Raw genomic sequence first — 26,161 nt, 5'->3', positions numbered from 1 at the left:
CAACCCGCCCGGCGGCAACGCACCAGAGCGTGATCAAAACTACGTCACAATGGCTAAGGGGCGGTAAATGGGCGGCATCGGCCTACGGCCTGCGCTCTCACCTGTGCCGGTGCCGCCTCGCATGGCGGGCCACATGCGACCGAATCGCCGAGGCCGCGCGCAAGACGTCGCAATGACATCAGAGACGAAAATTCGAGTTGCAAAGTCCTGAGGGCGCTGTTTCTAATCAGAATAAGAAAAATTCATCGGGAGGTTACTCGTGTCGACAGTCAAACTGACGGTGAACGGCAAGGCGGTCTCGGTCGAGGCCGAGGATCGCACCCTGCTCGTTCACCTCCTGCGGGATCATCTCAATCTCACCGGCACCCATGTCGGCTGTGACACCAGCCAATGCGGCGCCTGCGTCGTCCATATCGACGGCCGTGCCGTGAAATCCTGCACCGTGCTGGCCGGCCAGGCCGCCGGCGCCAACGTCACCACCATCGAAGGCATCGCCAAGGGCGACGAGCTGCATCCGATGCAGGCCGCCTTCCGCGACAATCACGGCCTGCAATGCGGCTATTGCACGCCGGGCATGATCATGTCGGCGATCGATATTGTGCACCGCCACGGAGGCGAGCTCGACGAGAGCACCGTGCGTGAGGAGCTGGAAGGCAACATCTGCCGCTGTACCGGCTATCACAACATCGTCAAGGCCGTGCTCGATGCTGCCGGACGGATGAAGGTCGCGCAAGCTGCCGAATGAGGCGGGCGAGAGCCGCCGTTTACCGCAATACCGAGACCACGACCGCTGCGCGCGATGGCCGCGGCGGGACAATAGAACTCCGGTAGGGGAGAGATTCGCATGGGTATGGAAGGCATTGGCGCCAGCGTCGTCCGCAAGGAGGACAAGCGTTTCATCACCGGCAAGGGCCGTTACGTCGACGACGTCAAACTGGTGGGCATGACCTTTGCCCATTTCATCCGCAGCCCGCACGCGCATGCCAAGGTCAAGAGCATCGACTCCTCGGCCGCCGAGGCGATGCCGGGCGTGGTCGCGGTGCTGACCGGCAGGCAGATCGTCGACGACAAGGTCGGCAACCTGATCTGCGGCTGGGCCATCACCTCGAAAGACGGCTCGCCGATGAAGATGGGAGCATGGCCGGCGATGGCGCCGGAGACCGTGCGGTTCGTCGGCCAGGCCGTCGCTGTGGTGATCGCCGAGAGCAAGAACCTCGCCCGTGACGCGGCCGAAGCCGTCGTGGTGGAATATGAAGAGCTGCCGGCAGTGGCCGACATGCCCTCCGCGCTGAAGCCCGGCGCGCCGCAGCTTCACCCGGAGGCCCCCGGCAACGTCGTCTATGACTGGCATATTGGCGACGAGGGAGCGGTCAACGCCGCCTTCGCCAAGGCCGCCAACGTCGTCACGCTGGAATTGACCAACAACCGGCTCGCACCCAACGCGATGGAGCCGCGCGCGGCGATCGCCGACTACGACGCCGCCGAGGAGCATTTCACGCTCTACACGACGTCGCAGAACCCGCACGTCGCCCGCCTGGTGCTGTCGGCGTTCTACAACATCGCGCCGGAGCACAAGCTGCGCGTCATCGCGCCCGACGTCGGCGGCGGCTTCGGCTCCAAGATCTTCATCTATCCCGAGGAGATGGTGGCGCTGTGGGCCTCCAAGAAGGTCGGCCGCCCGGTGAAGTGGACCGGCGACCGCACCGAGGCGTTCCTGACCGACGCGCACGGCCGCGACCACATCTCCAAGGCGGAGATGGCGCTCGATGCCGACAACAAGATCCTGGGGCTGCGGGTCAAGACCCACGCCAATTTCGGCGCCTACATGTCGCTGTTCTCGTCCTCGGTGCCGACCTATCTGTACGCGACCCTGCTGTCGGGCCAGTACAACATCCCGGCGATCTATGCCGAGGTGATGGGCGTCTACACCAACACCACGCCGGTCGACGCCTATCGCGGCGCCGGACGCCCTGAGGCGAGCTATCTGCTGGAGCGGCTGATGGAGACCGCGGCGCGCCAGCTCAAGGTCGATCCGGCCGAGCTGCGGCGCAAGAACTTCATCACCCAGTTCCCGCACCAGACCCCGGTGATCATGGCCTACGACACCGGCGACTTCAACGCCTCGCTCGACGCGGCGCTGAAGGCCATCGACTATGCCGGCTTCGCAGGCCGCAAGGCAGCCGCCAAGGCGCAAGGCAAGCTGCGCGGCATCGGCTTCTCCTGCTACATCGAGGCCTGCGGCATCGCGCCGTCGAAGGCAGTCGGCAGCCTTGGCGCCGGCGTCGGTCTGTGGGAATCGGCCGAGATCCGCGTCAACCCGGTCGGCACCATCGAGGTGCTCACAGGCTCGCACAGCCACGGCCAGGGCCACGAGACCACCTTCTGCCAGCTCATCGCCGAGCGCCTGGGCGTGCCGATCAGCCAGGTCTCGATCGTTCATGGCGACACCGACAAGGTGCAGTTCGGCATGGGCACCTACGGCTCGCGCTCGGCCGCAGTCGGCCTCACCGCGATCCTCAAGGCGATGGAGAAGGTCGAGGCCAAGGCCAAGAAGATCGCAGCGCATGCGCTGGAGGCTTCGGAAGGCGACATCGTCATCGAGAACGGCGAGTTCAAGGTGACCGGCACCGACAAGTCGATCGCGCTGCCGATGGTCGCCCTCGCCGCCTACACCGCGCACAACCTGCCGGACGGCATGGAGCCCGGATTGAAGGAGAGTGCCTTCTACGATCCGACCAACTTCACCTTCCCGGCCGGCACCTATATCTGCGAGCTCGAGGTCGACGAGGCCACCGGCAAGACGTCGTTCGTCAACTTCGTGGCGGCGGACGATTTCGGCCGGCTCATCAACCCGATGATCGTCGAAGGTCAGGTCCACGGCGGTCTCGTCCAGGGCATCGGCCAGGCGCTGCTCGAGCACGCGATCTACGACAGCAACGGCCAGCCGGTCACGGCGTCCTTCATGGACTACGCGATGCCGCGCGCCGACGACGTGCCGTCCTTCAAGCTTAGCCACACCACGACCCTGTGCCCGGGCAATCCGCTCGGCGTGAAGGGCTGCGGCGAGGCCGGCGCGATCGGCGCATCCGCCGCCGTGATCAACGCGATCACGGATGCGATCGGCAACAACAAGCTGGAAATGCCGGCGACGCCGGACCGCGTGTGGCACGCGATCCATGGCAACGCCTGATCGAACGGAGGAGCAACCATGTACCAGACCACTTATCACCGTGCCTCCTCGGTCGACGAGGCCGCGGCGCTGTTCTCCAAGGGCAGCGAAGCCAAGTTCCTGGCCGGCGGTCATACCCTGATCCCGGTGATGAAGCAGCGGCTTGCTGCTCCGTCCGATGTCATCGACATCGGCAAGATCAAGGACCTGATCGGCATCCAGTTGACCGGCGACACGCTCACCATCAAGGCCGCGACCACCTACTACGACATCATGACCAATGCCGATGTGAAGAAGGCGATCCCTGCCATCGCCCATCTCACCTCGGTGCTCGGCGATCCCGCGGTACGCTCCCGCGGCACGATCGGCGGCTCGATCGCCAACAACGATCCGGCAGCGGACTTCCCCGCGGCGCTGGTCTCGCTCGGTGCAACCGTGAAGACCAACAAGCGGTCGATCGCGGCCGGTGATTTCTTCAAGGGCCTGTTCACGACGGCGCTCGAGGACGGCGAGATCATCACCGAGGTGTCGTTCCCGGTGCCGGAGAAGGCCGGCTACGCCAAGATGCGCCACCCCGCGTCGCGCTTTGCGCTCACGGGTGTGTTCGTCACCAAGACCAAGGGCGGCGACGTCCGCGTCGCGGCCACCGGCGCCTCGCAGAGCGGCGTGATGCGCGTGCCCGCGATCGAGGCGACTTTGAAGTCGAACTGGTCGGCGTCGGCGATCGACGGGGTCAGCATCCCGGCGAGCGGCCTGCTCAGCGACATCCACGGCTCGGCCGATTATCGCGCCAATCTGGTGAAGGTGATGGCGCAGCGCGCGGTTCAGGCCGCGGGCTGACCTCGCAACGCGGATCATTCCGCGCAACGGCACGACAAATTCCATGCGGCGCGCAGCAATGCGCGCCGTTTTGCTTTGCGGCATACGGCGCGCTTGCGTTGGCCTGATGCACGCGGGACAATTGCGGATCAGAACGCGATCCGACAAGACGCGTGAATCAAGGACACAACGACGTGCTCGACAAGACCGCTCCTCACAACCAGACCCGCGCCACCGGACCGCTCGCAGGCTTCCGCATCGTCGAGTTCGCCGGCATCGGACCGGGTCCGTTCGCCTGCATGCTGCTGGCGGACATGGGCGCGGAGGTGGTGACGCTGGATCGTGTCGGCGCGCGCAAGACGATGAAGTCGGTCGCCGGCCGCGGCCGCAAGGTGATCGAGCTCGATCTCAAGGACAAGTCGGTCATCGCCGAGGTGCTCGATCTGCTCGCCGGTGCCGACGCGCTGATCGAAGGCTTCCGGCCCGGCGTGATGGAGCGGCTCGGCCTCGGCCCCGACGTGGTGCTCGCGCGCAATCCGAAGCTGGTCTACGGCCGCATGACCGGCTGGGGCCAGGAGGGACCGCTGGCGCATGCGGCCGGTCACGACATCAACTATATCTCGATCACCGGCGCGCTGGCCGCGATCGGACCCCGGGAGCGCCCGGTGCCGCCGCTCAACCTGGTCGGCGACTTCGGCGGCGGCGCGCTCTACCTCGTCGTCGGTGTGCTTGCCGCGCTGCTGGAAGCGTCAAAGTCCGGCAAGGGACAAGTGGTGGACACCGCGATGTGCGACGGCGCGGCCTCGCTGCTCGCGATGTTCTTCGACCTCACCGCGATGGGCCGCTGGACCGAGGGGCGCGAGCGCAACTTCCTCGATGGCGGCGCGCACTTCTACGGCGTCTACGAATGCGCCTGCGGCAACTTCATCTCGATCGGCTCGATCGAGCCGCAGTTCTACGCGCTGCTGCGGCAGCACGCCGATCTCTCCGATCCCGCCTTCGATGCACAGATGGATCCGCGCGCATGGCCGGCGCTGAAGGAGAAGCTGGTCAGCGTGTTCAAGAGCAAGACGCGGGAGGAATGGTGCGCGATCATGGAAGGCACCGACATCTGCTTCGCGCCGGTGCTGACGATGTCGGAGGCGCCCAAGCACGCCCACATGGCCGCGCGCGGCGTGTTCGTCCAGCGGCACGGCGTGACGCAGCCCGCGCCAGCGCCAAGGTTCTCACGGACGCCGTCGACCATCCGTGAGCCGGAGGTGACGGAGATCGGGACGCTAGTGAATGCTTGGAAGGCTGGGCGTTAAGCGGACGGCTGCGGTCGCGCCGACGGTGCGCTACGCGACTATTCCGATCTGAGTGAGTTGGCCACGCCCCTGCCTCAAACGCGGTGTCGTCCCGGCGAACGCCGGGACCCATAGCCACCGGCCGTCGTGTGGCGAAAATTATCGATGACTGTGCCCGACCGATACATCACGCGGTATGGGTCCCGGCGTTCGCCGGGACGACACTGTCTGTGGAGCGAAGGCGTGCGTCCCACACACACCGTCATTGCGTGCGCAACGACTTGTCCGCCAAAGCTCGAAGAGCGAAGGCGGAAGCAATCCAGGGCTACAGCGGAAGTCTGGGCTGCATCAGCGAGAACAACACACACCGATGAACGGCCCTACTCCGCCGCCTCGACCTTGAGCACGCCGCGGCGGATCTGGTCCTCCTCGATCGACTCGAACAGCGCCTTGAAGTTGCCTTCGCCAAAACCGTCGTCGCCCTTGCGCTGGATGAACTCGAAGAAGATCGGGCCGATGGCATTGGCCGAGAAGATCTGCAGCAGCACCTTGGTGTGACCGCCGGCAACGACGCCCTCGCCGTCGATCAGGATGCCGTTTCTCTTGAGGCGGGCGAGGTCCTCGCCATGCTTGGGCAAACGCGCGTCGATGCGCTCGAAATAGGTGTCGGGCGGCGACGGCATGAACGGCAGGCCGGCGGCGCGCAGGCCCTCGACGGTTGAGTAGATATCGCGGGCGCCGCAGGCGATGTGCTGGATGCCTTCGCCGCGATAGATCTTCAGATACTCCTCGATCTGCCCGGAATCGCCGGCGTCCTCGTTGATCGGAATCCGGATCTTGCCGTCGGGGCTGGTCAGCGCGCGCGAGAACAGGCCCGAGGCGCGGCCCTCGATGTCGAAGAAGCGGATCTGGCGGAAGTTGAACAGCTTTTCGTAGAAGCCGGCCCACACGTTCATGCGGCCGCGATGCACATTGTGGGTCAGGTGATCGATATAGTAGAGGCCCGAGCCCGCGGGCCGCGGGTCGCGCGCGCCGGTCCAGTCGAATTCGAGATCATAGGCCGAGCCCTTGGCGCCATAGCGATCGACCAGATACAGCAGGCTGCCGCCGATGCCCTTGATCACAGGAACGTCCAGCGTCTTCTGCGATGCGGGCAGGTCGGCCGGCTCGGCGCCGAGCGCGATCGCGCGCGCGTAAGCCTTGTTGGCATCGACCACGCGGAACGCCATCGACGGCGCGCAGGGGCCGTGCGCGGCGACGAAGTCGTGACCGTGGCTGCCGGGCTCCTCGTTGACGAGATAGTTGATGTCGCCCTGGCGATACAGCGTGATCGCCTTGGTCTTGTGGCGCGCGACCGCTACGAAGCCCATCAGCTTGAACAGGGCATGCAGCTCGCCGGCGTCGGGATGGGCATATTCGACGAACTCGAAGCCATCCGTGCCCATCGGGTTGTCGGCGGAGATGGTGGCAGGCGGCGCATCGTGCGGAAACGGACCCATGGCAAGCTCCTAGGCTGATTGGGTTCATGATCTCCCCAATTCGGTGCATGGAGCATGCAAACCATTGTCATTTTCGCCTAGATATGCACGATCCGTGCATAATTATGGGAGATAGCGCATGAACTCCGTCGATAGCTTCGATCTCCGCATCTTGGCCGCGCTCCAGGATGACGGTCGCCTGACCAACCAGGAGCTGGCCGAGATCGCCGGGCTCTCGGCCTCGCAATGCTCGCGGCGGCGGATGCGGCTAGAGGAGGACGGCGTCATCGCCGGCTACCGCGCCCAGCTCGCCAGCCAAGCGCTCGGCTTCGAGCTGATCGCCTTCATCCAGATCACGCTGGCGACGCACTCGCCCGACAACGCCGAGAAGTTTCGCGCGCTGGTGAACCGCATCGACGACATCCAGGAGGCCTACGCGCTGACGGGCGATTCCGATTACCTGCTGAAGGTGGTGCTGCGCGACCTCAAGAGCCTGTCAGACATCGTCAACAACGTGCTGATGCCACACCAGAGCGTGGCGCATGTGCGCTCTTCGATCGTGCTCGATCGTCTCAAGGAAAGCGCCAAGCTGCCGCTGGCGTCGTTGTCGACTGGCTGAGCTTTCGCGGCGCGAATCGAGGGAAATGCGCCCTTCAACATCATCATTGCTTTTGCGACAGTGATCACGTCCCTGACCTGCGAGACGCCCATGGCCCTGCAGCTTCGGCCCAATTGCGAATATTGCGACAAGGACCTGCCGCCGGCCGCGCAGGACGCGCGCATCTGCTCCTATGAATGCACCTTCTGCGCCGACTGCGTCGAGACCAGGCTGTTCAACGTCTGCCCGAACTGCGGCGGCGGCTTCGCGCCGCGGCCGATCCGGCCCGCGCGGCAGTGGCGGCCGGGGGTCTGCACCGTGAAACAAGTGCCGTCGGACAAACGCGTTCACCTGAAATATGCGGCCGAGGATGTTGCCGCCTTCGTCGCCGGCGTGAAGCACGTGCCGCCAGTGGAGCGTTGAGCTCTCTTCCCGTCAATATGGATTCCGGGCTCGGCCCTGCGGGCCGCCCCGGAATGACGGCAGTGGATGGGGCGGCTACTCCGCTGCGACGATCGTGCCTTCGACCTCGCCGAAGCCGACGCGATAGCCGTTGCCCTGGCACCAGCCGCGCATCACCAGCGAATCGCCGTCCTCCAGGAACGTGCGCTTCACGCCGCCGGCGAGTTCGATGGGCTCGGTGCCGTTCCAGCTGATCTCGAGCAGGCTCCCGCGCTGGTGCTTCTCCGGGCCGGAGATGGTGCCACTCCCCAGGAGATCGCCGACGCTCATGACACACCCTGACGAGGCATGGTGCATCAGCTGCTGCACGCTCGACCAGTACATGTACTTGAAATTGGTCTGCGCGATGGTCTGCGCGGCGTTGCTGCCCGACGCACGCAAGGCGACGTCGAGCGCGAGATCGTAGTTCTGCGCGGCCTTCTGCTGCAGGTAGGGCAGCGGCACCGGGTCCTGCGTTGGCCCGGCCACCCGGAACGGCTCCAGCGCCTCTGATGTCACCACCCATGGACTGATCGAGGTCGCGAACGCCTTGGCCTGGAACGGCCCGAGCGGGACGTACTCCCATTGCTGGATGTCGCGCGCGCTCCAGTCGTTGAGCAACACGAAGCCGAAGATCATCGCCTCCGCCTGCGCCTCGGTCAGCATCTCGCCGAGCGGAGATGATTGGCCGATGACGACGCCTATCTCCAGCTCGAAATCGAGCCGCTTGCACGGGCCGAAGCTCGGCACGTCGGCGCTCGGCGGCTTCAGCTGCCCGCGCGGCCGGCGCACCTTGGTGCCGGAGACGACCACGGTCGACGCGCGGCCGTTATAGCCGATCGGCATGTGCAGCCAGTTCGGCTGCAGCGCGTTGTCCTTGTCGCGGAACATGACGCCGACATTGGTGGCGTGCTCCTTCGACGAATAGAAATCGGTGTAGCCGGCGACGTGAAACGGCAAGTGCAGGTTGACGTCGTTGCGCGGCAGCAGCGCGCGGCTGCGCAGCGGCTTGTCGTCACGCAGGCGCGGATTGTCATGGCGCAGCAGTGCGCTGATCGCCGCGCGGGTCTTCGACCACACGGCGGGGCCGAGCGCCATGAAGGCATTCAGCGAGGATTGCGCGAACACCTCATAGGCCGGCGACAGGTCGAGCAGGCCCTCATCTTCGAGCACGGCGAGATCGAGCACGAAATCGCCAATGGCGACACCGACGCGCGGCTTCGGCGAATCGGCGGCGGAGAACACGCCATAGGGCAGGTTCTGGATCGGAAAGTCCGAGGCCGGATCGGCCGGAATGAAGGAGCGGAGTGAGGGGTCGTTGGGGTGGGTCAAAATGCTTCTCCAAACCGGGTCGTCATGCCCGGGCTTGACCCGCCTGCGCGGCCGAAGCCGCTTCGGCGCGGCGAAGGCCCGGGCATCCATCTAGCCGGCGGGACGATAGACGTGGATGGCCGGGGTCAAGCCCGGCCATGACGGCGTTGACACAGCTCGCGCTAAGGCCTGTTCGGGTCGAAGCGCTTCTCCAGACCATTCCAGCAATCGGCGTAGTCGGGCTGCAAGGTGCCGGACTCCGCAGCATGCTTCGTGATCCGCTGCGGGAAGCGGGTCTCGAACATGAAGGCCATGGTGCCCGTCAGCTTGACCGGCTTCAGCTCGCCATTGCTGGCGTGATCGAACGCCTCGCGGTCCGGCCCGTGCGGCAGCATGCAATTGTGCAGGGACATGCCGCCCGGCACGAAGCCCTGCGGCTTGGCGTCATAGACGCCGTAGATCAGACCCATGAACTCCGACATGATGTTCATGTGATACCACGGCGGACGGAAGGTGTTGTCGGCCACCATCCAGCGCTCCGGGAAGATCACGAAGTCGATGTTCGCGGTGCCCGCGGTCTCCGACGGCGAGGTCAGCACGGTGAAGATCGACGGATCGGGATGATCGAAGCCGATGGCGCCGACCGGCGAGAAGGTGCGCAGATCGTATTTGTAGGGCGCGTAGTTGCCGTGCCAGGCGACGACGTCGATCGGCGAGTGCTTCAGCCCGGTCTTGAACAGCGCACCGCCCCATTTCACGTAGAGCTCGGTCGGGCTGTCCTTGTCCTCGTAGGAGGCGACCGGCGTCAGGAAGTCGCGGGCATTGGCGAGGCAATTCGCGCCGATCGGGCCGCGCTCCGGCAGGGTGAAGGCGCCACCGTAGTTTTCGCACAGATAGCCGCGCGCCGGTCCCGCCGGGATCTCGACCCGGAATTTCACGCCGCGCGGGATCACGACGATCTCGCCGGGCTCGGCATCGATACGGCCGAACTCGGTGACGAACAGCAGCCGGCCCTGCTGCAGCACGAACATCATTTCGCCGTCGGCATTGTAGAAGTGCTGGTCGACCATCGACTTGGTGATGACATAGACATGCGCGCCCATGCCGGCCTGCGTCGCGGCATCGCCCGCCGTCGTCATCGTCTGTACGCCCTGCAGGAACGTGACCTCGCCCGCGGGCAGCGGCGTCGGATCCCAGCGCAACTGCTGCACGGTGATTTCCTGCTCGTGGCAGGGCGCGGTGCGCCACAGCCCGGCATCGACGCGTGTGAAGCGGCCGGAATGCTTCACCGACGGACGGATGCGATACAGCCATGAGCGCTCGTTGGACCCGCGCGGCGCCGTAAACGGCGAGCCCGAGAGCTGCTCGGCATAGAGACCATAGGCGCAGCGCTGCGGCGAGTTGCGCCCGATTGGCAGCGCACCAGGCAGCGCTTCGGTCTCGAACGAATTGCCGAAGCCGGACATGTAGCCCGGCGTAACCTGCCCCGTGGCGCGGTTGAGCTGGTCAGGCGATGTGTTGACGTTCATCATCCTTCTCCTTGCAGGCGGGCCCACATCTCGCGGTCGCGCTCGGCGGTCCAGATCACGGGATCGTCGATGCCGCTGGCCTCGTCATAGGCGCGCGACACGTTGAACGGCAGGCAGTGCTCGTAGATCGCGAAGCTCGAGAACTTCGGGTCCATCACGTCGCGCGTGGCGGCCATGGATTCCTTCAGGCTGCGTCCCTTCGCGACCGACATCTCGGCCGCGCCGTACAGCGAGCTGACGAAGTCGCGCGTCATCGCGATCGCCTCGCGCACGGTGGCCTCGCCTTTCAGCGCCTCGCCGCGACCGGGCGCGATCGCCTTGGGATTGAAGTCGCGGATCTCGTTCAAGGTCGACGGCCATTCGCGCAAATAGGCGTCGCCGCAATAGCAGGCCGAATGATATTCGATGAGGTCGCCGGAGAACATCACCTCGGCGTCCGGCACCCAGGCGACGATGTCGCCGGAGGTGTGGCCGGCGCCGAGCTGGATCAGCTGCACCTCGCGCTTGCCGAGATGGATCGTCATCTCGCCTTCGAAAGTCAGCGTCGGCCAGGTCAGGCCGGGGATGCTCTCGGCGTCCTGGAACAGGCGCGGGAAGCGGCCGTATTCGGAATCCCAGTCCTGCTGGCCGCGCTCGACGATCAGCCGGCGCGTCTCCTGCGACGCGACGATGCCCTGGGCGTGATAGGCCGAAGCGCCAAGCACGCGCACCGCGTGGTAATGCGACAGCACGACATATTTGATCGGCTTGTCGGTGACGGTCTTGACGCGCTCGATCACCTTGTTGGCCATCGCCGGCGTCGCCTGCGCATCGAACACGATGCAGCCGTCATCGCCGACGATCACCGCCGAGTTCGGATCGCCCTCCGCGGTGAACGCATAGAGATCCGGGCCGATCTCGGAGAAGGTCACCTTCTTCTCGGTGAGATCCGTCGTGGATGCGAAACCTTTCGCCATCAGTTCATTCCTTGTGTGCGCGGCAGCCTATTGCTGCTGTTGTTGTTGTTGCTGTTGACCGGCATCAGCCATGCTGCGTTTCGCCAGCGTGATCGCGTCGCGCAGGACGCCGATGTCGCCGATGTGATTGGCGAGGATCAGGACCAATGCCGCATCGAGGTCGGCGCTTTCGAGGTCCGAGAGGCCGCGATGGGCTTCGACAATGGCGCGGAAGGCATCGTCGGGCTTGGGGAAATTGGAGGCGGTCGAGAGCGTCATCGTTGCGGCTTCCTCAGTTCAGGCCGCAGGCGCGTGCGACCGCCGCCGCGATCGCGGCGCGGCTCGGGTGCCGGAAGCGCGCCGCGACATAGCCATCCGGACGCAGCAGATAGGATGTGCCGGGTTTGGCACCGTAACGCTTGACCGCGAAGCCCTCGCCATCGGCGAGTCCATCGGGATCGCCGATGCGGATGACACCGACATCGTCGGGCACGTCGATCGCCTCACCATTGGCGAACGACAGCAGCGTGAAGCGCCGGCCCTGAGCGTTGAACGCATCGGTAAGATGGAGGTGCCGTCCGTCGGCTGCCTTCAGCGGCGCATCCGGCATCGATGTCCCCGGGCGCGGTCCGGTCTCCCAGGCCTCGTCATCTTCGGTCGACAGCGGCGTCTCGTAGACCGAGGGAACCGACAGCCGGCCGCCATTGACCATGCGCTTGCCGAATTCGGTATCCCGGGCGAGCGCGAGCACCACTTTGCGCAGCCGCGCCTCCTGGTGCGAGTTCGGCGCCATGAAATCCGTCGCGCGCGTCGACTCGCGAATGTTCTCGTCGGCCGCCGCGCTTCGCTCCAGATGGTAGGTGTCGAGCAGCGCCGCGGGCGAGCTTCCGCGCAGCACGCGATCGAGCTTCCAGGCCAGATTCTCGGCATCCTCCAGCCCCGAATTGGCCCCGCGTGCGCCGAACGGCGAAACCTGATGGGCAGAGTCGCCGGCGAAGACGACGCGACCATGAATGAAGCGCTCCATGCGCCGGCACTGGAATTTATAGAGCGAGATCCACTCGAATTCGAACTGGTCATGGCCGAGCATGCGCGCGATCCGTGGCCGCACATTCTCCGGCTGCTTCTCGACGTTGGGATCGGCATAGCGGCTGAGCTGCAGGTCGATGCGCCAGACATTGTCCGGCTGCCGGTGCAACAGCGCCGAGCGTCCGGCGTGGAACGGCGGATCGAACCAGAACCAGCGCTCGGTGGGGAATTCGGCCGTCATCCTGACGTCGGCGATCAGGAACTGATCCTCGAACACCTTGCCGGAGAAGCCCGCGCCGACCATCTGGCGCAGCGAGGAGCGCGCGCCATCACAGGCGATCACATATTGCGCCGACAGCCGATACGGGCCGTCCGGCGTCTCGATCGTCAGCACCACGTGATCATTGCGCTGTTCGAGCGCGGTGACCTTGTTGCGCCAGCGCAGCGAGATCGCCGGCAGCGCGTTGACGCGATCGACCAGATAGGCCTCGGCGTAGAACTGCTGCAGGTTGATGAAGGCCGGCCGCTTGTGCCCGGGCTCCGGCAACAGGTTGAACTGATAGAGCTCGGACGGGCCGTGGAAGATGCGGCCGACGTTCCACACCACGCCCTTGTCGACCATCCGGTCGCCGACGCCGAGCCGATCCCAATATTCCAGCGAGCGCTTCGAAAAGCAGATCGCACGCGAGCCCTCGCCGATACGATCGGCATCATCGAGCACGACGACCGCATGGCCGCGCTGCGCGAGATCGATCGCGAACGACAGCCCGACGGGACCCGCACCCACGACGACGACCGGATGCGCGGCCGGCGTGGCCTGATCCTGGTCTTCGTGCCGATGATAGCCGAACTGAACCTTCGCCTGGCCCGCGCCCTGCCCCGGATTGGCCTGCACCATGGCTTGCTCGCCTTGTGGTTTTCTTGGACTTTTCGACGCGACGATTTTCGAAGCGACCGACATTTCCTCGGGCGAGGCCATCTGGCCGTCTTGCCAGATAGTCTCACCTGCAACTATTCTAAAGCCGACGGCTTCGGCCGCGTCAACTCAAAAATCGGAGCGCGATCTTGGCGAAGCCATCTCCCGCGGCGTCCAGGCAGCAGGCGAAGCCGGTCGAGGATGACCGAAATGCCGCGGTGCCGCGGGACGACGAGCGGCTCGACCTGTTCAAGTTCGCGCCATTCCGGCTCAACCGTCTGGCCGCGGAGGTCAGCGCGGCGCTCGCCGTCGAGTATCGCGAGCGCTATGGGCTCGACATTCCGGAATGGCGCGTGCTGGCGACGCTCGGCTTCCGCCGCGAGGCCTGCAGCGCGCAATATGTCGCAGCGTGCACCCGCACGCACAAATCGACCATCAGCCGGGCCGTGACGTCGCTGCTGGAGCGGCGGCTGATCGAGCGGGTCGAGAACACCGAGGATCGCCGCGAGTTCCGCCTGCGCCTGACACGGAAGGGCAAGACGCTGTACGAGGAGTTGATCCCGCGTTTGCAGCAGCGCGAGCGCGAAATCATGGCATGCCTGTCCGCCGACGAGCGCAGGACGTTCGACCGCCTGATCGGCAAGATCGAGGCGAGCCTCGACCTGATCCAGACGAGCGAGGAGGCCGACGCGAAGCAGGCCTATTAGTTGCCAAGGTGTAGAGTGGGCAAAGCGCCGCCGGAGGCGGCGCGTGCCCGCCGTTCTTCGTCGGATTGAGACGGTGGGCGCGGCGCGTGAGACTGCTGCCAAGCAACAAGCACCGCCCAGGCGCCTTTGCCCACCCTACTTGTTGGTCGCCGACGAACGCCGCGGCTCCGCTGGGACGTCCAACACGTCGATACCCTCTCCCCGCCAGCGCAAAATCTCCATCGCCAGCACCGGGTGGTTGAATCCCTTCAGATGCAGGTCGTCGATCGGCCTGGCGTCGACCGACTGTTCGACCACTCCGTAGACACGACGCGACACGATCACCTGTCCCGCCTTGGCCTCGTCGCACAGCCGCGAGGCGAGATTGGTGACGCTGCCGATCGCGGCATATTCCAGCCGGTGCTCGAAGCCGACCTGGCCGAGCGTCGCATATCCCAGCGCAATGCCGACGCCGAACCCCAGGCTGTGGCCGCGGTTTTTCCAGCGCTCGGTCAATTGTCCGATCTCTTCGCGCATTTCGAGCGCCATCCTCACCGCGCGCGTGGTGTGGTCCTCGAACGGGATCGGCGCGTTGAACAGGATCATCACGCCGTCGCCGGCATAGCGATCGAGCGTGCCCTCATATTTGAAGATGAGCTTGCCGAGCGCGGCGTGATATTCGCGCAGCACGTTCATCGCCTCCTCGGGCTCGGTGGTCTCGGTGAACGCGGTGAAGCCGCGCAGATCGCAGAACACGACCGTGACCTCGCGGCGGTGGCTTTCCAGCAGCGCATCGTGACCATCCGACGACGCGATGATCTGGGCCACCTGCGGCGCCAGGAAGCGCTCCAGCCGTCTGATCCGCTCGATCTCCGCGAGCTGCTTCTCGACGCGCTCCTCGAGCGACTTGTTCCACTCGCGCAACTGCTCGGTCTGCTCGGTGAGCTTGGCGGCCTGCTGCTGCACGGTGGCGTGGGTCAGCGCCAGCTCGCGGCCCTTCTGGTCGACCTCGGTGAACAATCGCGCATTGCGCATCGCCAGCACGGCCTGGTTGGCAAATGTCCGCATCAGTCCGATCAGGTTCGGCGGGAACGTGCCGGCCGCCCGCCGAAGCACCACCAGCGCGCCGAGCACGCCCTGCTGATCGACCAGCGGCGTGAACAGCACGGCGCGGAAGCCGGCGGCGACGGCGACATCGCGCAGCGGGTGATCGGGTGCGCTTTCAAGCTCGGCGATCGCGATCGGCTCGCCGCTGCGCACGGAATCGGAGAGCAGGCTCGTGCGCTCGTCGAGCACATTGTGCGCGCCGTCCCGGTCGACGCCCTTGGCCTCCACCAGCCTGAAGCGGCGTTCCGCGGCATCGTAGGAATAGATCAGCACGGCATCGGCATGCGTGATCTCCAGCGCGCGCGCCGCCACCGTCGGCAGCACGGCATTGAGATCGAGCGAGGAGGCCACCGCGCGTCCGACCTCCTCGAGCACCTTCAGCTCATTGATCGACTGAGCGAGATCGCGCGTCCGCTCCTCGACCTTGGCTTCCAGCACGGCATAGGACTGCGCGAGCTGGCCGGCCATGCTGTTGAACTGATCGGCGAGCTCCTCCAGCTCGTCATGCGTCTTCACCTCGATGCGCTGGGCGAAGTCACCCGCGCCGAGCTTGCGCGCGCCGGCGCGCAATGCGGTGATCGGAACGAGCATGCGGCGCGCCAGCAGCGAGCCCGCGAGGATCGCCACGGCAAGACCGAGCGCGATCAACAGCGCCCCACGCAACAGCTGGTCCCGGATCGGCGCCAGCGCGTGCGCAGTGGACTGCTCGAAGAACACGGACCAGCCGAGCTTGGGGAGCGTCGCGACCGCCGAGAGCACGGCGTGCCCGGCGCTGTCCGCGCCGGAGGCCAGCGGCTGGCCATCCGGCGCGAGCACCGCCGCGACCTGCGGCAGCTTGGCGAGGTCCTGGCCGACGGCCGGCCCTTTCGCGGAGCTCGCCAGCACCTGGCCGCGCGGATCGACCACGTAGGCGGTGCCGACCTTGCCGACCTGTGCCTCGGTCATGAAGTCTTCGAGAAAGTCGAGATCGATGTCAGCCACGGTCACACCGGCATTGAAGCCGGAATGCGCGACCGAGATCGACATCATCGGCTGCGCGCCCTTGAAGGTCACGGCCGAGAAGCTGCTTCCATGCGTGACGGTGTCGGTGAAGCGCAGATCGCGCGACAGGTCGTTGCCCGAGGAGAACGAGATCGAGGTGCGCGATACCCTGAGCTGCTCGCGGCCCTGTCCGTCGAGCTGATACAACTGCCGCACGGCCGGTGCCTGACTCAGCAGCTGCACATAGTCGGCGCGGCGCAGCTCCAGCGTGTTGGCGCTCGCCCGCGTCACCCAGCTGATCTGCCGCTGCAGATCCGAGAGCGCCTGATCGATCCGCCGGGCGCTGGCGTCGGCCTTTTCGGCCATGGCGGCGGTCAGGCTCGCCTTAGTGGACTGATAGCTGATCCAGGTTTCGGTCGCGCCGTTCACGGCCAGGACGAACACGACGAGCCCGACCAGCGACACGACGTATTTGGCGAACAGGCCCTGCCGCAACGACCAGCCTCTGTTCTCGACCTCGCTCATCCGGACCCCTCACGCGCATCATCGCCGAGGTCAGCCTCGGACAAGCGCGTCCGCTGCCGTCCTCGCGGCAGCAACACCTCGGAGACGGGACCGCTCGGGTGCGAGACGATCCGTCGCCGGCATCCGTTTAGCACAGAATGGCATGCACAGCGGCGCCCACGCCGCGCGCGCTCGCGCGCCTCGTTATCGTGCGGCTGGCCCTGAATTGCATCCACCGCTCGGGGGACATCCTTCGCGGACTCGGCCGGTCGCGGTCATATATTACCTATTGAAGATGCGCTTCAGAACGTCGTTCATCGGCTGGCTGTCCTGGGCACCGTCCTGCAAGGGCTCGGCGGGAGCGGCCTCTGCCGCGCCCTGGCCGGCGTCGCCCGGAGGCCGCGAAACAGCGCCGTCCTGGGGCGCAACCAGCGTACGGCCGCGGCTCTTGGCGGGCGGCGACGCGCCCTGCAGTCCTTGCTGAATCAGATTGCCGATCGCCGATCCGAGATCGCCGCCAAGCAGGTCGGATTGGCCGGGGGCCGGGGCCTGCCCATTCGGGGCTGCCGCTGACGGCGCGCCGTTCGGACCAGCAGCACCGGTGGGCGCAGAATTTCCGATCAGGCCGCCGATGCCGTTGATCAAATTGTTCAGCCCGGCTCCGTCCTTGCCGAACAGGCCCTGGCCCATCTGCTTGAGCCTGGCGTAGGCCGCGTCCGGATTGTCCAGGATGCCGGCCATGTCGGGGTAGAAGCGCGGCTGACTCCAGGGGCCGTCGATGACGACGGGAATCCCAAGGCCGATCGGCTCCGAGGTGCGGCCCTGGCCCTCGGTCGTCATCACGAGCTTCGGCTCGACCCGCATCGCCAGCGCCCGATTGCCCAGATCGATCGTCCCCGTACCGGCGACCTTGACCAGCGGTCCGACCAAATTGAGGTCACTGGTGGCGGCCTGTCCGCGCTCGACCTGAAACGAGGCCGAGAGCTGCGTGAGATCGGTCGTCAGTTCCTTCGAATCCTGCCATCCCGACAGCGGATTGGATGTCAATGAGCGGATCATCTGCGCAACGTTGATGCCGCGGATCGCGCCGTCCTGGAACAACAGGAACGCCGAGCCGCTCAGGTTGCTCATGATCGCCTGCTGGCTGGCGCCATTGGAGCGCAAGGCGAGCTTGCCTTGCATCCGCGCATCGAGCTTGTCGAATCCGGCGACGTTAGAGAGCAGCGGCAGCGCCCGGATGCCGACGAGATCACAGTGCATCGCATAGGCCGGATTGCCCGTGGAGGCGTCGATCACGACCTCGCCACTGGCCTGCCCCTCATAGGCGCCGAGATTGGCGATGGTCGCCTTCAGCAGGCCGCCGGCCAGCGAGGCTTCGAGATCGAGCGGACCGAGACGGGCCCCGGAGAGAACGACGTCCGTCGCCGACAGCTTCACACGGGCATCGACGTAGTTGAGACCGCGCAAATCGATTGCCGCCGTGCTCCATCCCGACGCGCCGGCAGAGCCCTGCGCGGCAGGCGCTCCCAAGTCGAGCCGGCGAACGTCGAGATCGACCTTCACCAGCGGCTTGCTCGCCAGATCGACCGAGGCCCAGCCGTTGAAATCGCCATCGCCGAGCGTTCCGCTGAGACCGTTGATCATCACCACCGGGCCATTCAGGCGAACGTCGGCGCGGCCGGCAAGACCGCCGCGGAATGCATTGGCCACGTCGATCTTGAACTCGACCGGCAGGGTCTGGCGGTCAATCGGCAGCGCCGGCGCCGGCGCTGTGACGTCGAACGTGACCGGGCGGTCGCCGGCCCGGGCCGTACCCGTGATCTTGACCTTGCCATCGGACAGAGACGCCGTCGCGCCGATGCCCTCGAGACGATTCTCGACGCGGTCGCGCGGGTTGGAGAGGATGACGGCGCCGTCCCTGACGGTGACCCGTTCGATCCGGGCCGCAGGCGCCGCTTCTGGCTTCGCCGAGGCACGGCTGCGCGGCGCATTATCCCGCAGCCGCTCGCGCAGCAGCGGCAGATAGAGTGTGGGCTTGTCGATGATGATCTCGCCGATGTCGGGCCGGCCGGACCACAGGCTCGACAGCGCCACGTCAGCCTGCAGCTTGCCGATCGTCAGCCGATTGTTGCCGTCCCGCTCCTTCGGATCCTGCACGGTGATGTCCGTCAGGGTTGCATGCAGCGACGGCCACAGGCTGACGCTTGCCGAGCCGGCGATGCTCAGGCGATAGCCGGTGTCACGTTCGACGCGGTCCTGGATGGCCACCGTAAGGAAGCTCGCCGGAAGTCCAAAAGCCAGCGCCAGAGCCAGCACGACGATGACGGCGCCAATCAAACCGCCTGCGATCTTCAATGCCTTCATGTCGATGTCCCAAGCGCGAGGCGCGAGCGGTCTCCACCGGTTAGCGTGCGGCAATGCCGACCCGGTTCAATCCGAAATTTTCTCGGAACGAAGACCGCTCCCAGCGCGACCAAAATAGTCGGAAGCCCGTGCGTCATTATGTGACTTATGACACACTTCCGACCGGGGGGTTTCTGTAACTGAGGCTTTGAACCATTGCCGAAGGTATAGTGATGAGCAAGCAGGCCGAATTTGCGGTCATTCTGAAGATGAACCCGATGTTCGCCGACCTCGGTTCGGACGAGTTGCAGCGAATCTCGAGCCTCTGCCACACTCAGCATCTGTCGTCGGGCGAGGTACTGTTCCAGAAGGGCGACCCCGGCAATGCCCTGTTCGGGGTGCGGCGCGGCCAGATTCGCATCGAGACCGGTGCCACTGACGGCAGCCGGCTGACGCTCAACTTCATGGGGCCCGGCGATCTGTTCGGCGAGGTCGCCGTGCTCGACGGGCAGGAGCGCACGGCGGACGCCACCGCCGGTGAAGCAACCGAGCTGTTCGTGCTCCGCCGCGAGGATTTCCTCAGTTTCCTGGAACGCGAGCCCAAGGTGGCGATCAGGATCATTCAGCTGCTGTGCCAGCGCATCCGCTGGCAGAGCGAGCGCATGGAGGAATCCGTGCTGCAGCCGCTGCCGGTGCGGCTGGCACGCCGGCTGTGCGCGCTGGCGGAGGATTTCGGCTCCGAGGTTCACATCTCGCAGGAACAGCTCGGCGTCTTCGTCGGCGCGGCGCGCGAAAGCGTGAACCGCCAGTTGCAGGCCTGGCGCAAGGACAAGATCCTGGATCTGCAACGCGGCCGCATCCTGCTGCATGACCTGACCAGGCTGAACACGATCGCACGCAACGATTAGTTGGCCGAGCGCGGCAAGCGCGCAGCGTCGTTCACCGCGAATTTGTCGATTGCGGGTCCAGTCCATGGCGGGAACTGCCCGTCGTGCATCGTTTCGTATCAGCATCGGCCAAAGATGATCGCAATTGGGCCACCACGCCTCACAATTTGCGACATGAACTCTTTTTAACAGTTCTAACAGGGTTCAATCCGGCAGCGATGAACTCCACGGGCTCGCGCACGGACGGTGCGCGGGGTGGGGCTTTGCGCGCCAGACAAGCGTGGTGGAAGCGAAGTCATGAGTCTTGCGTTGCCGGCGATCGCGATCGAGGCCAGTGGTTCGGTAGGCCGGTGGCGCAGAGCTCTCACGATCTGGATCGACGCCGTGGAGGACGGTTGGGCCGTTCCGGCCCTGATCGTCGGGTTCGTCGCGGTCTGGATGGTGTATTTCTCGGTCGCCTATCTGGGGGGCGATCTCCATCAGGATGTGATCGAGACCTGGTCGCTCGGACGCAGCTTCGACTGGGGCTCGACCAAGCATCCGCCGCTGATGGGCTGGGCCGCGCGGGCCTGGACCACCGTGTTTCCGCTGACCAACTGGTCGTTCAACCTGCTGGCGCTGACCAACGCGGCGGTCGGCCTCTGGGCCGTCGACCTCATCACCCGGCGTTTCGCGCGCGGTGACAAGCGCCTGGTCGTCCTGCTGCTGCTCATGCTGCTGCCGGTCTATCAACTGCACGCGCAACGCTTCAACGCCAACGCCGTGCTGCTGTCGAGCTGGCCGCTGGCGACGTGGTGTTTCCTGCGCTCGTTCGAGACACGTCACGTCGGCTGGGCCGTCGCGGCCGGCCTGACCGCGGCACTCGCCATGCTCGGCAAGTACTACTCGGTCTTCCTGATCGCGGGCTTTGCGGTCGCAGCGTTGTGCCACGGCGAGCGTCGGGCCTATTTCACCTCGTCCGCGCCTTGGATCGCGGCGCTGTCCGGCCTGGTCGCGCTCGCCCCCCATATCTATTGGCTCGCCACGACCGGCGCCCAGCCGTTCTCGCATGCGATCGAGCATCACGTCGGCAAGACCGCCTCGGCCGCCCTGGTCGAGGGCAGCGGCTTCCTGTTGGCGATGGCCGGCATCGCCGGTATCCCCGGCCTCATATGGCTCGCCATGACCCGGCCCCGCGCCACCCGCGTGCTGAACGATGCGCTCAGCCTCGCCCCCGGACTCCGGCTGCTGGCGATGATCAGCATCGGGACCGTGGTGTTCCCCGCGCTGGTCTCGATCGTGTTCGGCACCGACATGCCGCCGCTCTGGGGCCTGCAGGGCGTCTTCCTGTTCGTCATCGTGATCGTGTGTGGCGCGAGCTATCACGCCCCCCGCGACGTCACGATCAATCTCGCCGCTGCGACGATCGCGATCGCGGCATTCGCGGCCACAGTCGTAGCGCCCTTCCATGCCTTGTACCGGAACTACGTTCCGTTGAACGAGGGCCGCGATTTCTACGAGCCGGCCGTGACTGAGCTCGACCGCCTGTGGCATACGGCGTCGAACGGAGCCCTTATCGCCGTCGGCGGCGATGACGGCCTCGCCTTTGCCGCCGCGTTCTACAGTCCCGACCACCCGCACTATGAAATGGCGCTTGTGCACCCGCACGAGCTGCACCCTCCGTCAGAAGAGCTGACTGCGCAGGGCTGGGCGGCGCTGTGCTACGACACCGACATCTCCTGCATCTCCGGCATGCAAGCCGCGGCAGCGCAGGCGCGACGTTCGGTACGGGCCGATTTCACGCTCCGGACCAAGCTGTTCGGCCTGGAGGGCGCGAGCCAGGGCTTCGTTGCCCTGATCGTTCCGCCTGAGACCACCGCGCCAGTCGACAGCGCGCCGAACGTGGCCCACGATCTCAGCGCGCGCCGCCGTACGCCCTCGACCGCGAACTGAAACAGCACGTTTCCAGCACTCATCTCATTCCGCAGCCGGCGACATCGCCGACGGCGGCGGCTTTGGCTGATGCCCCGCCTCCGGCCCATGGCCGGACTGCGCCTCGTCGGCAGTCTCGCCGGAGGAGACGATCAGCTTGCGGCCGAGGCGGGCGAACAACGCGCCGACATCGTCCATCACCAGGAACATCGCCGGCACGAACAAGAGCGACAGCACGGTCGAGAACACCAGGCCGCCGATCACCGCGAGCGCCATCGGCGAGCGGAACTCGCCGCCGGCACCGACCGCGAGCGCGCTCGGCATCATGCCGGCGACCATCGCGATCGTGGTCATCACGATCGGACGGGCCCGCTTCATGCCGGCGTCGATGATCGCCTCGTCGCGCCTGACACCGGCATGAATCGCTTCGACCGCGAACTCGACCAGCATGATCGCGTTCTTGGTCACGATGCCCATCAGCATCATCATGCCGATATAGACCGGGATCGTGAGCTGCTTGCCCGTCAGCATCAGCGCGCCGATCGCCCCGCCGATCGACAGCGGCAGCGAGAACAGAATCGTGATCGGCTGCAGGAAGGTGCCGAACAGCAGCACCAGCACGGCGTAGACGATCATCAGCCCTGCCGTGATCGCCGTGATGAAGCCGGACGCCAGCTCGTTCAGGCTCTCGGCATCATCCGAAGGGATCAGCTTGACGCTGGCCGGCATGCTCTTTCTGACCGGCAGCTCGTCGATCTGCCTGGTCGCATCGCCGAGCGCCGCAAGCCCGACGAGGTCGGCCGCGACGGTGGCCTGCCGCCCGCGATCGTAGCGGCTGATGCTGGTCGGGCCCTGATCGAGCTTGATATCGGCGACCACCGCCAGCGGCACACCGCCCTTTTCGCCGTACTGCCCGAGCGGCACCCGCAACTGTTCGAGGATCTTCACGTCGCTGCGCGCCGCATCCTCGAGCTGCACCCGGATCGGGACGAGGCGGCCGCCGGCATCGTATTTCGCCAGCGCGGGACCGACATCTCCGATCGTGGCGACGCGGATGGTCTGCGACAGGCTTTCTGTCGACACGCCCAGACGCGCGGCCAGGTCGGCGCGCGGCTGCACCCGCAACTCCGGCCGGTCGAGCGAGGTGTCCGACACGACGTTGGAGATGATCGGAATCCGCTTCATCTGCGACGCGAGCTCGCTGGCAACGTTGTCGACCAGCTTGGGATCCGAGCCCGTCAGCACCAGCTTGATCGGGCGCAGACCATTTTCGTCGGTGAACCAGAAGCGGATGTCCGGAATGCTCTCGAGATCCTTGGTGATCTCGAGCTCGAGCTCCTTCTGGGTGATCTTGCGCTCGGTCTTCGGCGTGTAGTTGACGATCATCCCGGCGCGGCGAACCTCCATCGCGCCCTGAAGCCGGCCGCCGTCAACGAACACGCTGCGGACCTCGGGCCGCTTGCGCAGGCGCGCGACGATGTCCTCGGTCACCTTCTCGGTGTAGGCGAGCTGCGCCCCGGGCGGCAGCTCGATCGCGAGCAGCGATCGCGCGGCGTCCTGGGCAGGCAGGAACCCTTGCGACAGCAGGGTCGTGCTCCAGATCGAGCCCGCGAAGATCCCGATGCCCAGGAGAACCGTGATGAAGTAGTGCTTCACCGACCATGTGACGATGCGCTGATACGCACGCAGGATGAAACCGGGCGGCGGATCGTCATGGTCGTGATGCTTGAGGAAGTAGGCCGCCAGCATCGGCGTGACGAAGCGCGCCGCCAGCAGCGAGAAGAACACCTGCACCGAGACGGTGATGCCGAACTGCTTGAAGAACTGTCCGGCGATGCCGGACATGAAACTGGCCGGTGCAAAGATCGCGATGATGGTGAGGCTGATCGCGATGACCGCGAGCCCGATCTCGTCCGCGGCATCGAGCGCCGCGCGATAGGGCGACTTCCCCATCCGCATGTGGCGCACGATGTTCTCGATCTCGACGATGGCATCGTCGACCAGAATGCCGGTCGACAGCGTGATCGCCAGGAACGACACCATGTTCAGCGAGAAGCCGAGAATATCCATCGCCCAGAAGGCCGGAAAGATCGACAGCGGCAGCGAGATCGCCGCGATCACCGTGGCGCGGAAGTCACGCAGGAACAGCAGCACGATGATGACGGCGAGGATCGCGCCCTCGAACAGGGTCGAGATCGCCGCTTCGTAATTGCCCTTGGTGAAATCGACCGACGTATCGATCAGCTTCAGCTCGACATCGGGATGGGCGGCTCTGACCTGGTCGATGCGCTTCTGTACCGCGGCGGCGACGACCACGTCGCTGGCACCCTTGGCGCGCTTGATGCCGAGCGCGACCACCGGCTCGCCGTTGAAGCGCGCAAAGGTGCGCCGATCGGCGATCGTGTCGGTGACCGTCCCGAGATCGGCGAGCCGGACCTCGCCGCCGCCGAACAAGGGAATCATCGTGTTGGACAGCTCGTTCAGCGTCTTGGCGCCGGCAAGCGTGCGGATCGCCTGGTCGTTCTTGCCGATCTCGGCGCGGCCGCCGGCGACGTCGACATTGGTGCCGCGCAGGCTCTGGCTGACATTGACGGCAGTAAGGCCCATGGCCTGCAGACGGTCGGGATCGAGCGAGACCAGAATCTCGCGCTCGACGCCGCCGATGCGCTCGACCTGGCTGACGCCGCGCACGCCCTGCAGCTCGCGCTTGACCACGTCGTCGACGAAGAACGACAGCTGCTCCGGGGTCTTGCCCGGCGAGATCGCCGCATAGGTGACGATCGGCAGGCCGATCTTGTCGACGCGCGAGATCAGCGGCTCGGTGACGTTCTGCGGCAGGTCGGAACGGACCCGCGTGACGGCGTCCTTGACGTCGTTGATGGCGCGATCGGTGTTGGTCTCCAGCGCGAACGTAATCGTCGTCACCGACAGGCCGTCGGTGATCAGCGACTGGATGTGGCGCGCGCCCTCGACGCCGGAGACGCCGTCCTCGATGATCTTGGTGACCTGGGATTCAAGCTCCGACGGCGCCGCGCCGAATTGCGCCACCGCGACCGAGATCACCGGAATGTCGGCGTTCGGCAGCCGGGTCACCGCGAGCTTGGTGAAGCTCATCCAGCCCAGGATCAGCAGGATGATGGAGAAGAGGATCGACGGCAGCGGGTTCCGGATCGACCATGCCGAAATATTCAGTGCCATCAGCGTACCCGCGTGCGATCGATGTCTTCGGCAAACATGGTCTTGATCTGGTCGCCATCGTGCAGCGAGCTGCCGGCGTCGGCCACCACGATTTCTCCCTCTGTCAGCCCGTCGAGGATCTCGCTCGACGTATCCGACACCAGGCCGACCCGCACCCGGCGGGTCTCGATCGTGTTGCCCTTCACGACCTGGATGGTGAGATGATCGATCGCCGTATTGGGCACGGCGACGCCGCAGCTCCGCCGGGCATCGATATTGGCGCGCGCGAACATGCCGGGCTTGAGCGACGGATTGCTGGTCAGCGCGATGCGCACATGGCCCAGCTGGGTGGTCCGGTCGACCTGCGGCGCCACCACGCGCAGGCGGCCGACAATGTCGGGAAGGTTGTCACGAGTGATGCGCACCGGCGCGCCCGTGCCGAGCTTCAGGAGATGAACGCTCGGAACCTCGGCGTCGAGCTCCAGCTCGTTGTTGACGGCGATGCGGAACATCGGACCGGCCTGCGGCGAGGCCGGCGCACCGGCGATCGTGCGGACCTCGGTGACGAGTCCTGCGGCCGGCGCACGCAGCGACACCGGCCGGCTCGCGGCCGCTGCCGGCGCTCCCGGCTGCTGCTGCGGCGGCGTCAGGCGCGCCAGCTCCTGGTTCTCGGTGACGGTGTCGCCCTCCTTGACCAGAACGTCGATGACCCGCGATCCCTCCTGATCGGCGCCGACCACCGCCTCGCGGCGGGCCACGACGAAGCCGGTGACGCGCACGAGATCCGAGAAGCAGGCCTTCACCGCCTTGGTCACCAGCACCTGGGCCTGCATCGGCGGCTCCTCGGCAGTGTGATGGGGACGATGCTCGTACCAGTAATAGCCGGCGAACAGGGCCACGAAGACCACCGCGCTGGCCGCGGTTTTAAGGGATTTTGGCAGCTTCATCGGCAGGGGGATCCGGTCGGCGCGAGATGCGGGTTATGGATGCTGCGAATTTGGCGCGGGACGCTCCGACAAGGCGATGCGCCCCGCAATCCTGCGGGACGCATCCG

Annotated in this window: 19 protein-coding genes; 9 read left to right on the top strand and 10 right to left on the bottom strand. The window is 65.9% G+C overall.

The features are described from left to right. Positions 1 to 259: 259 nt before the first annotated feature. From ACQR2C_RS14100 to ACQR2C_RS14085, 4 genes are all read left to right on the top strand, one after another. Complete coding sequence (locus ACQR2C_RS14100) at positions 260 to 745, top strand: (2Fe-2S)-binding protein (RefSeq protein ID WP_315717018.1); 486 nt, start codon at positions 260 to 262, stop codon at positions 743 to 745. A gap of 99 nt (positions 746 to 844) precedes the next feature. Continuing rightward, entirely contained in the window at positions 845 to 3,190 is a 2,346-nt protein-coding gene (locus tag ACQR2C_RS14095) for a xanthine dehydrogenase family protein molybdopterin-binding subunit (RefSeq protein WP_316179263.1), read from the top strand. A gap of 18 nt (positions 3,191 to 3,208) precedes the next feature. Then, positions 3,209 to 4,009, top strand: a complete 801-nt coding sequence (locus tag ACQR2C_RS14090; RefSeq protein WP_434881377.1) for an FAD binding domain-containing protein — start codon at positions 3,209 to 3,211, stop codon at positions 4,007 to 4,009. A gap of 173 nt (positions 4,010 to 4,182) precedes the next feature. Further along, positions 4,183 to 5,295 carry a CaiB/BaiF CoA transferase family protein gene (locus ACQR2C_RS14085; RefSeq protein ID WP_434838216.1) on the top strand — a complete coding sequence of 371 codons (1,113 nt, stop codon included), beginning with the start codon at positions 4,183 to 4,185 and terminating at the stop codon, positions 5,293 to 5,295. Between the two features lie 359 nt (positions 5,296 to 5,654). Here the strand turns inward: ACQR2C_RS14085 and hppD are convergent, their stop codons facing one another. Continuing rightward, positions 5,655 to 6,773: a 4-hydroxyphenylpyruvate dioxygenase gene (gene hppD, locus ACQR2C_RS14080; RefSeq protein ID WP_434881376.1), complete on the bottom strand. Its 1,119-nt coding sequence runs from the start codon at positions 6,771 to 6,773 to the stop codon at positions 5,655 to 5,657. 118 nt (positions 6,774 to 6,891) lie between these two features. On the opposite strand from hppD, the gene ACQR2C_RS14075 reads away from it, so the two are divergent. Both ACQR2C_RS14075 and ACQR2C_RS14070 read left to right on the top strand, forming a co-directional pair. After that, on the top strand, positions 6,892 to 7,371 hold the full coding sequence (locus ACQR2C_RS14075) for an Lrp/AsnC family transcriptional regulator (RefSeq protein ID WP_315801713.1): 480 nt from the start codon (positions 6,892 to 6,894) through the stop codon (positions 7,369 to 7,371). A 90-nt stretch (positions 7,372 to 7,461) separates the two neighbouring features. Next, entirely contained in the window at positions 7,462 to 7,773 is a 312-nt protein-coding gene (locus ACQR2C_RS14070) for a DUF1272 domain-containing protein (protein ID WP_315801714.1), read from the top strand. Between the two features lie 75 nt (positions 7,774 to 7,848). Here ACQR2C_RS14070 and fahA read toward each other — a convergent pair whose 3' ends face one another. From fahA to ACQR2C_RS14045, 5 genes are all read right to left on the bottom strand, one after another. After that, positions 7,849 to 9,123, bottom strand: a complete 1,275-nt coding sequence (gene fahA / locus ACQR2C_RS14065) for a fumarylacetoacetase (RefSeq protein ID WP_434881375.1) — start codon at positions 9,121 to 9,123, stop codon at positions 7,849 to 7,851. Between the two features lie 161 nt (positions 9,124 to 9,284). Further along, positions 9,285 to 10,631 (bottom strand): homogentisate 1,2-dioxygenase, encoded by a 1,347-nt coding sequence (gene hmgA, locus ACQR2C_RS14060; RefSeq protein ID WP_434881374.1) that lies wholly within the window; start codon positions 10,629 to 10,631, stop codon positions 9,285 to 9,287. Then, complete coding sequence (locus tag ACQR2C_RS14055; protein ID WP_316179254.1) at positions 10,631 to 11,587, bottom strand: MBL fold metallo-hydrolase; 957 nt, start codon at positions 11,585 to 11,587, stop codon at positions 10,631 to 10,633. Before ACQR2C_RS14055 ends, hmgA begins: the two co-directional genes overlap by 1 nt. A 27-nt stretch (positions 11,588 to 11,614) precedes the next feature. Next, positions 11,615 to 11,845, bottom strand: coding sequence for a DUF2783 domain-containing protein (locus ACQR2C_RS14050; protein ID WP_434881373.1), 231 nt, complete (start codon positions 11,843 to 11,845; stop codon positions 11,615 to 11,617). 13 nt (positions 11,846 to 11,858) lie between these two features. Beyond that, positions 11,859 to 13,493 (bottom strand): FAD-dependent oxidoreductase, encoded by a 1,635-nt coding sequence (locus ACQR2C_RS14045; RefSeq protein WP_434874074.1) that lies wholly within the window; start codon positions 13,491 to 13,493, stop codon positions 11,859 to 11,861. A 167-nt stretch (positions 13,494 to 13,660) separates the two neighbouring features. Between ACQR2C_RS14045 and ACQR2C_RS14040 the strand changes: the two genes are divergently transcribed. After that, positions 13,661 to 14,218 carry a MarR family winged helix-turn-helix transcriptional regulator gene (locus tag ACQR2C_RS14040; protein WP_434881372.1) on the top strand — a complete coding sequence of 186 codons (558 nt, stop codon included), beginning with the start codon at positions 13,661 to 13,663 and terminating at the stop codon, positions 14,216 to 14,218. A gap of 135 nt (positions 14,219 to 14,353) precedes the next feature. Here the strand turns inward: ACQR2C_RS14040 and ACQR2C_RS14035 are convergent, their stop codons facing one another. Both ACQR2C_RS14035 and ACQR2C_RS14030 read right to left on the bottom strand, forming a co-directional pair. After that, positions 14,354 to 16,810, bottom strand: coding sequence for an adenylate/guanylate cyclase domain-containing protein (locus ACQR2C_RS14035; RefSeq protein WP_316179249.1), 2,457 nt, complete (start codon positions 16,808 to 16,810; stop codon positions 14,354 to 14,356). Between the two features lie 261 nt (positions 16,811 to 17,071). Beyond that, positions 17,072 to 19,153, bottom strand: coding sequence for an AsmA family protein (locus ACQR2C_RS14030; protein WP_434881371.1), 2,082 nt, complete (start codon positions 19,151 to 19,153; stop codon positions 17,072 to 17,074). Positions 19,154 to 19,365: 212 nt separating this feature from the next. On the opposite strand from ACQR2C_RS14030, the gene ACQR2C_RS14025 reads away from it, so the two are divergent. Both ACQR2C_RS14025 and ACQR2C_RS14020 read left to right on the top strand, forming a co-directional pair. Continuing rightward, positions 19,366 to 20,040: a Crp/Fnr family transcriptional regulator gene (locus ACQR2C_RS14025; protein WP_434881370.1), complete on the top strand. Its 675-nt coding sequence runs from the start codon at positions 19,366 to 19,368 to the stop codon at positions 20,038 to 20,040. 276 nt (positions 20,041 to 20,316) lie between these two features. After that, positions 20,317 to 21,951, top strand: coding sequence for a glycosyltransferase family 39 protein (locus tag ACQR2C_RS14020; RefSeq protein WP_434881369.1), 1,635 nt, complete (start codon positions 20,317 to 20,319; stop codon positions 21,949 to 21,951). A 24-nt stretch (positions 21,952 to 21,975) separates the two neighbouring features. Here the strand turns inward: ACQR2C_RS14020 and ACQR2C_RS14015 are convergent, their stop codons facing one another. Beyond that, positions 21,976 to 25,128 (bottom strand): efflux RND transporter permease subunit, encoded by a 3,153-nt coding sequence (locus tag ACQR2C_RS14015; RefSeq protein ID WP_315801725.1) that lies wholly within the window; start codon positions 25,126 to 25,128, stop codon positions 21,976 to 21,978. Next, on the bottom strand, positions 25,128 to 26,054 hold the full coding sequence (locus tag ACQR2C_RS14010; RefSeq protein ID WP_434881368.1) for an efflux RND transporter periplasmic adaptor subunit: 927 nt from the start codon (positions 26,052 to 26,054) through the stop codon (positions 25,128 to 25,130). The genes ACQR2C_RS14015 and ACQR2C_RS14010 overlap by 1 nt, the downstream gene beginning before the upstream one ends. Positions 26,055 to 26,161: the final 107 nt, after the last annotated feature.

The organism is Bradyrhizobium sp. HKCCYLRH3061 (assembly GCF_051168015.1).
In the GTDB taxonomy this organism is placed as follows: domain Bacteria; phylum Pseudomonadota; class Alphaproteobacteria; order Rhizobiales; family Xanthobacteraceae; genus Bradyrhizobium.
This window is presented reverse-complemented; position numbering and strand designations above follow the sequence as displayed.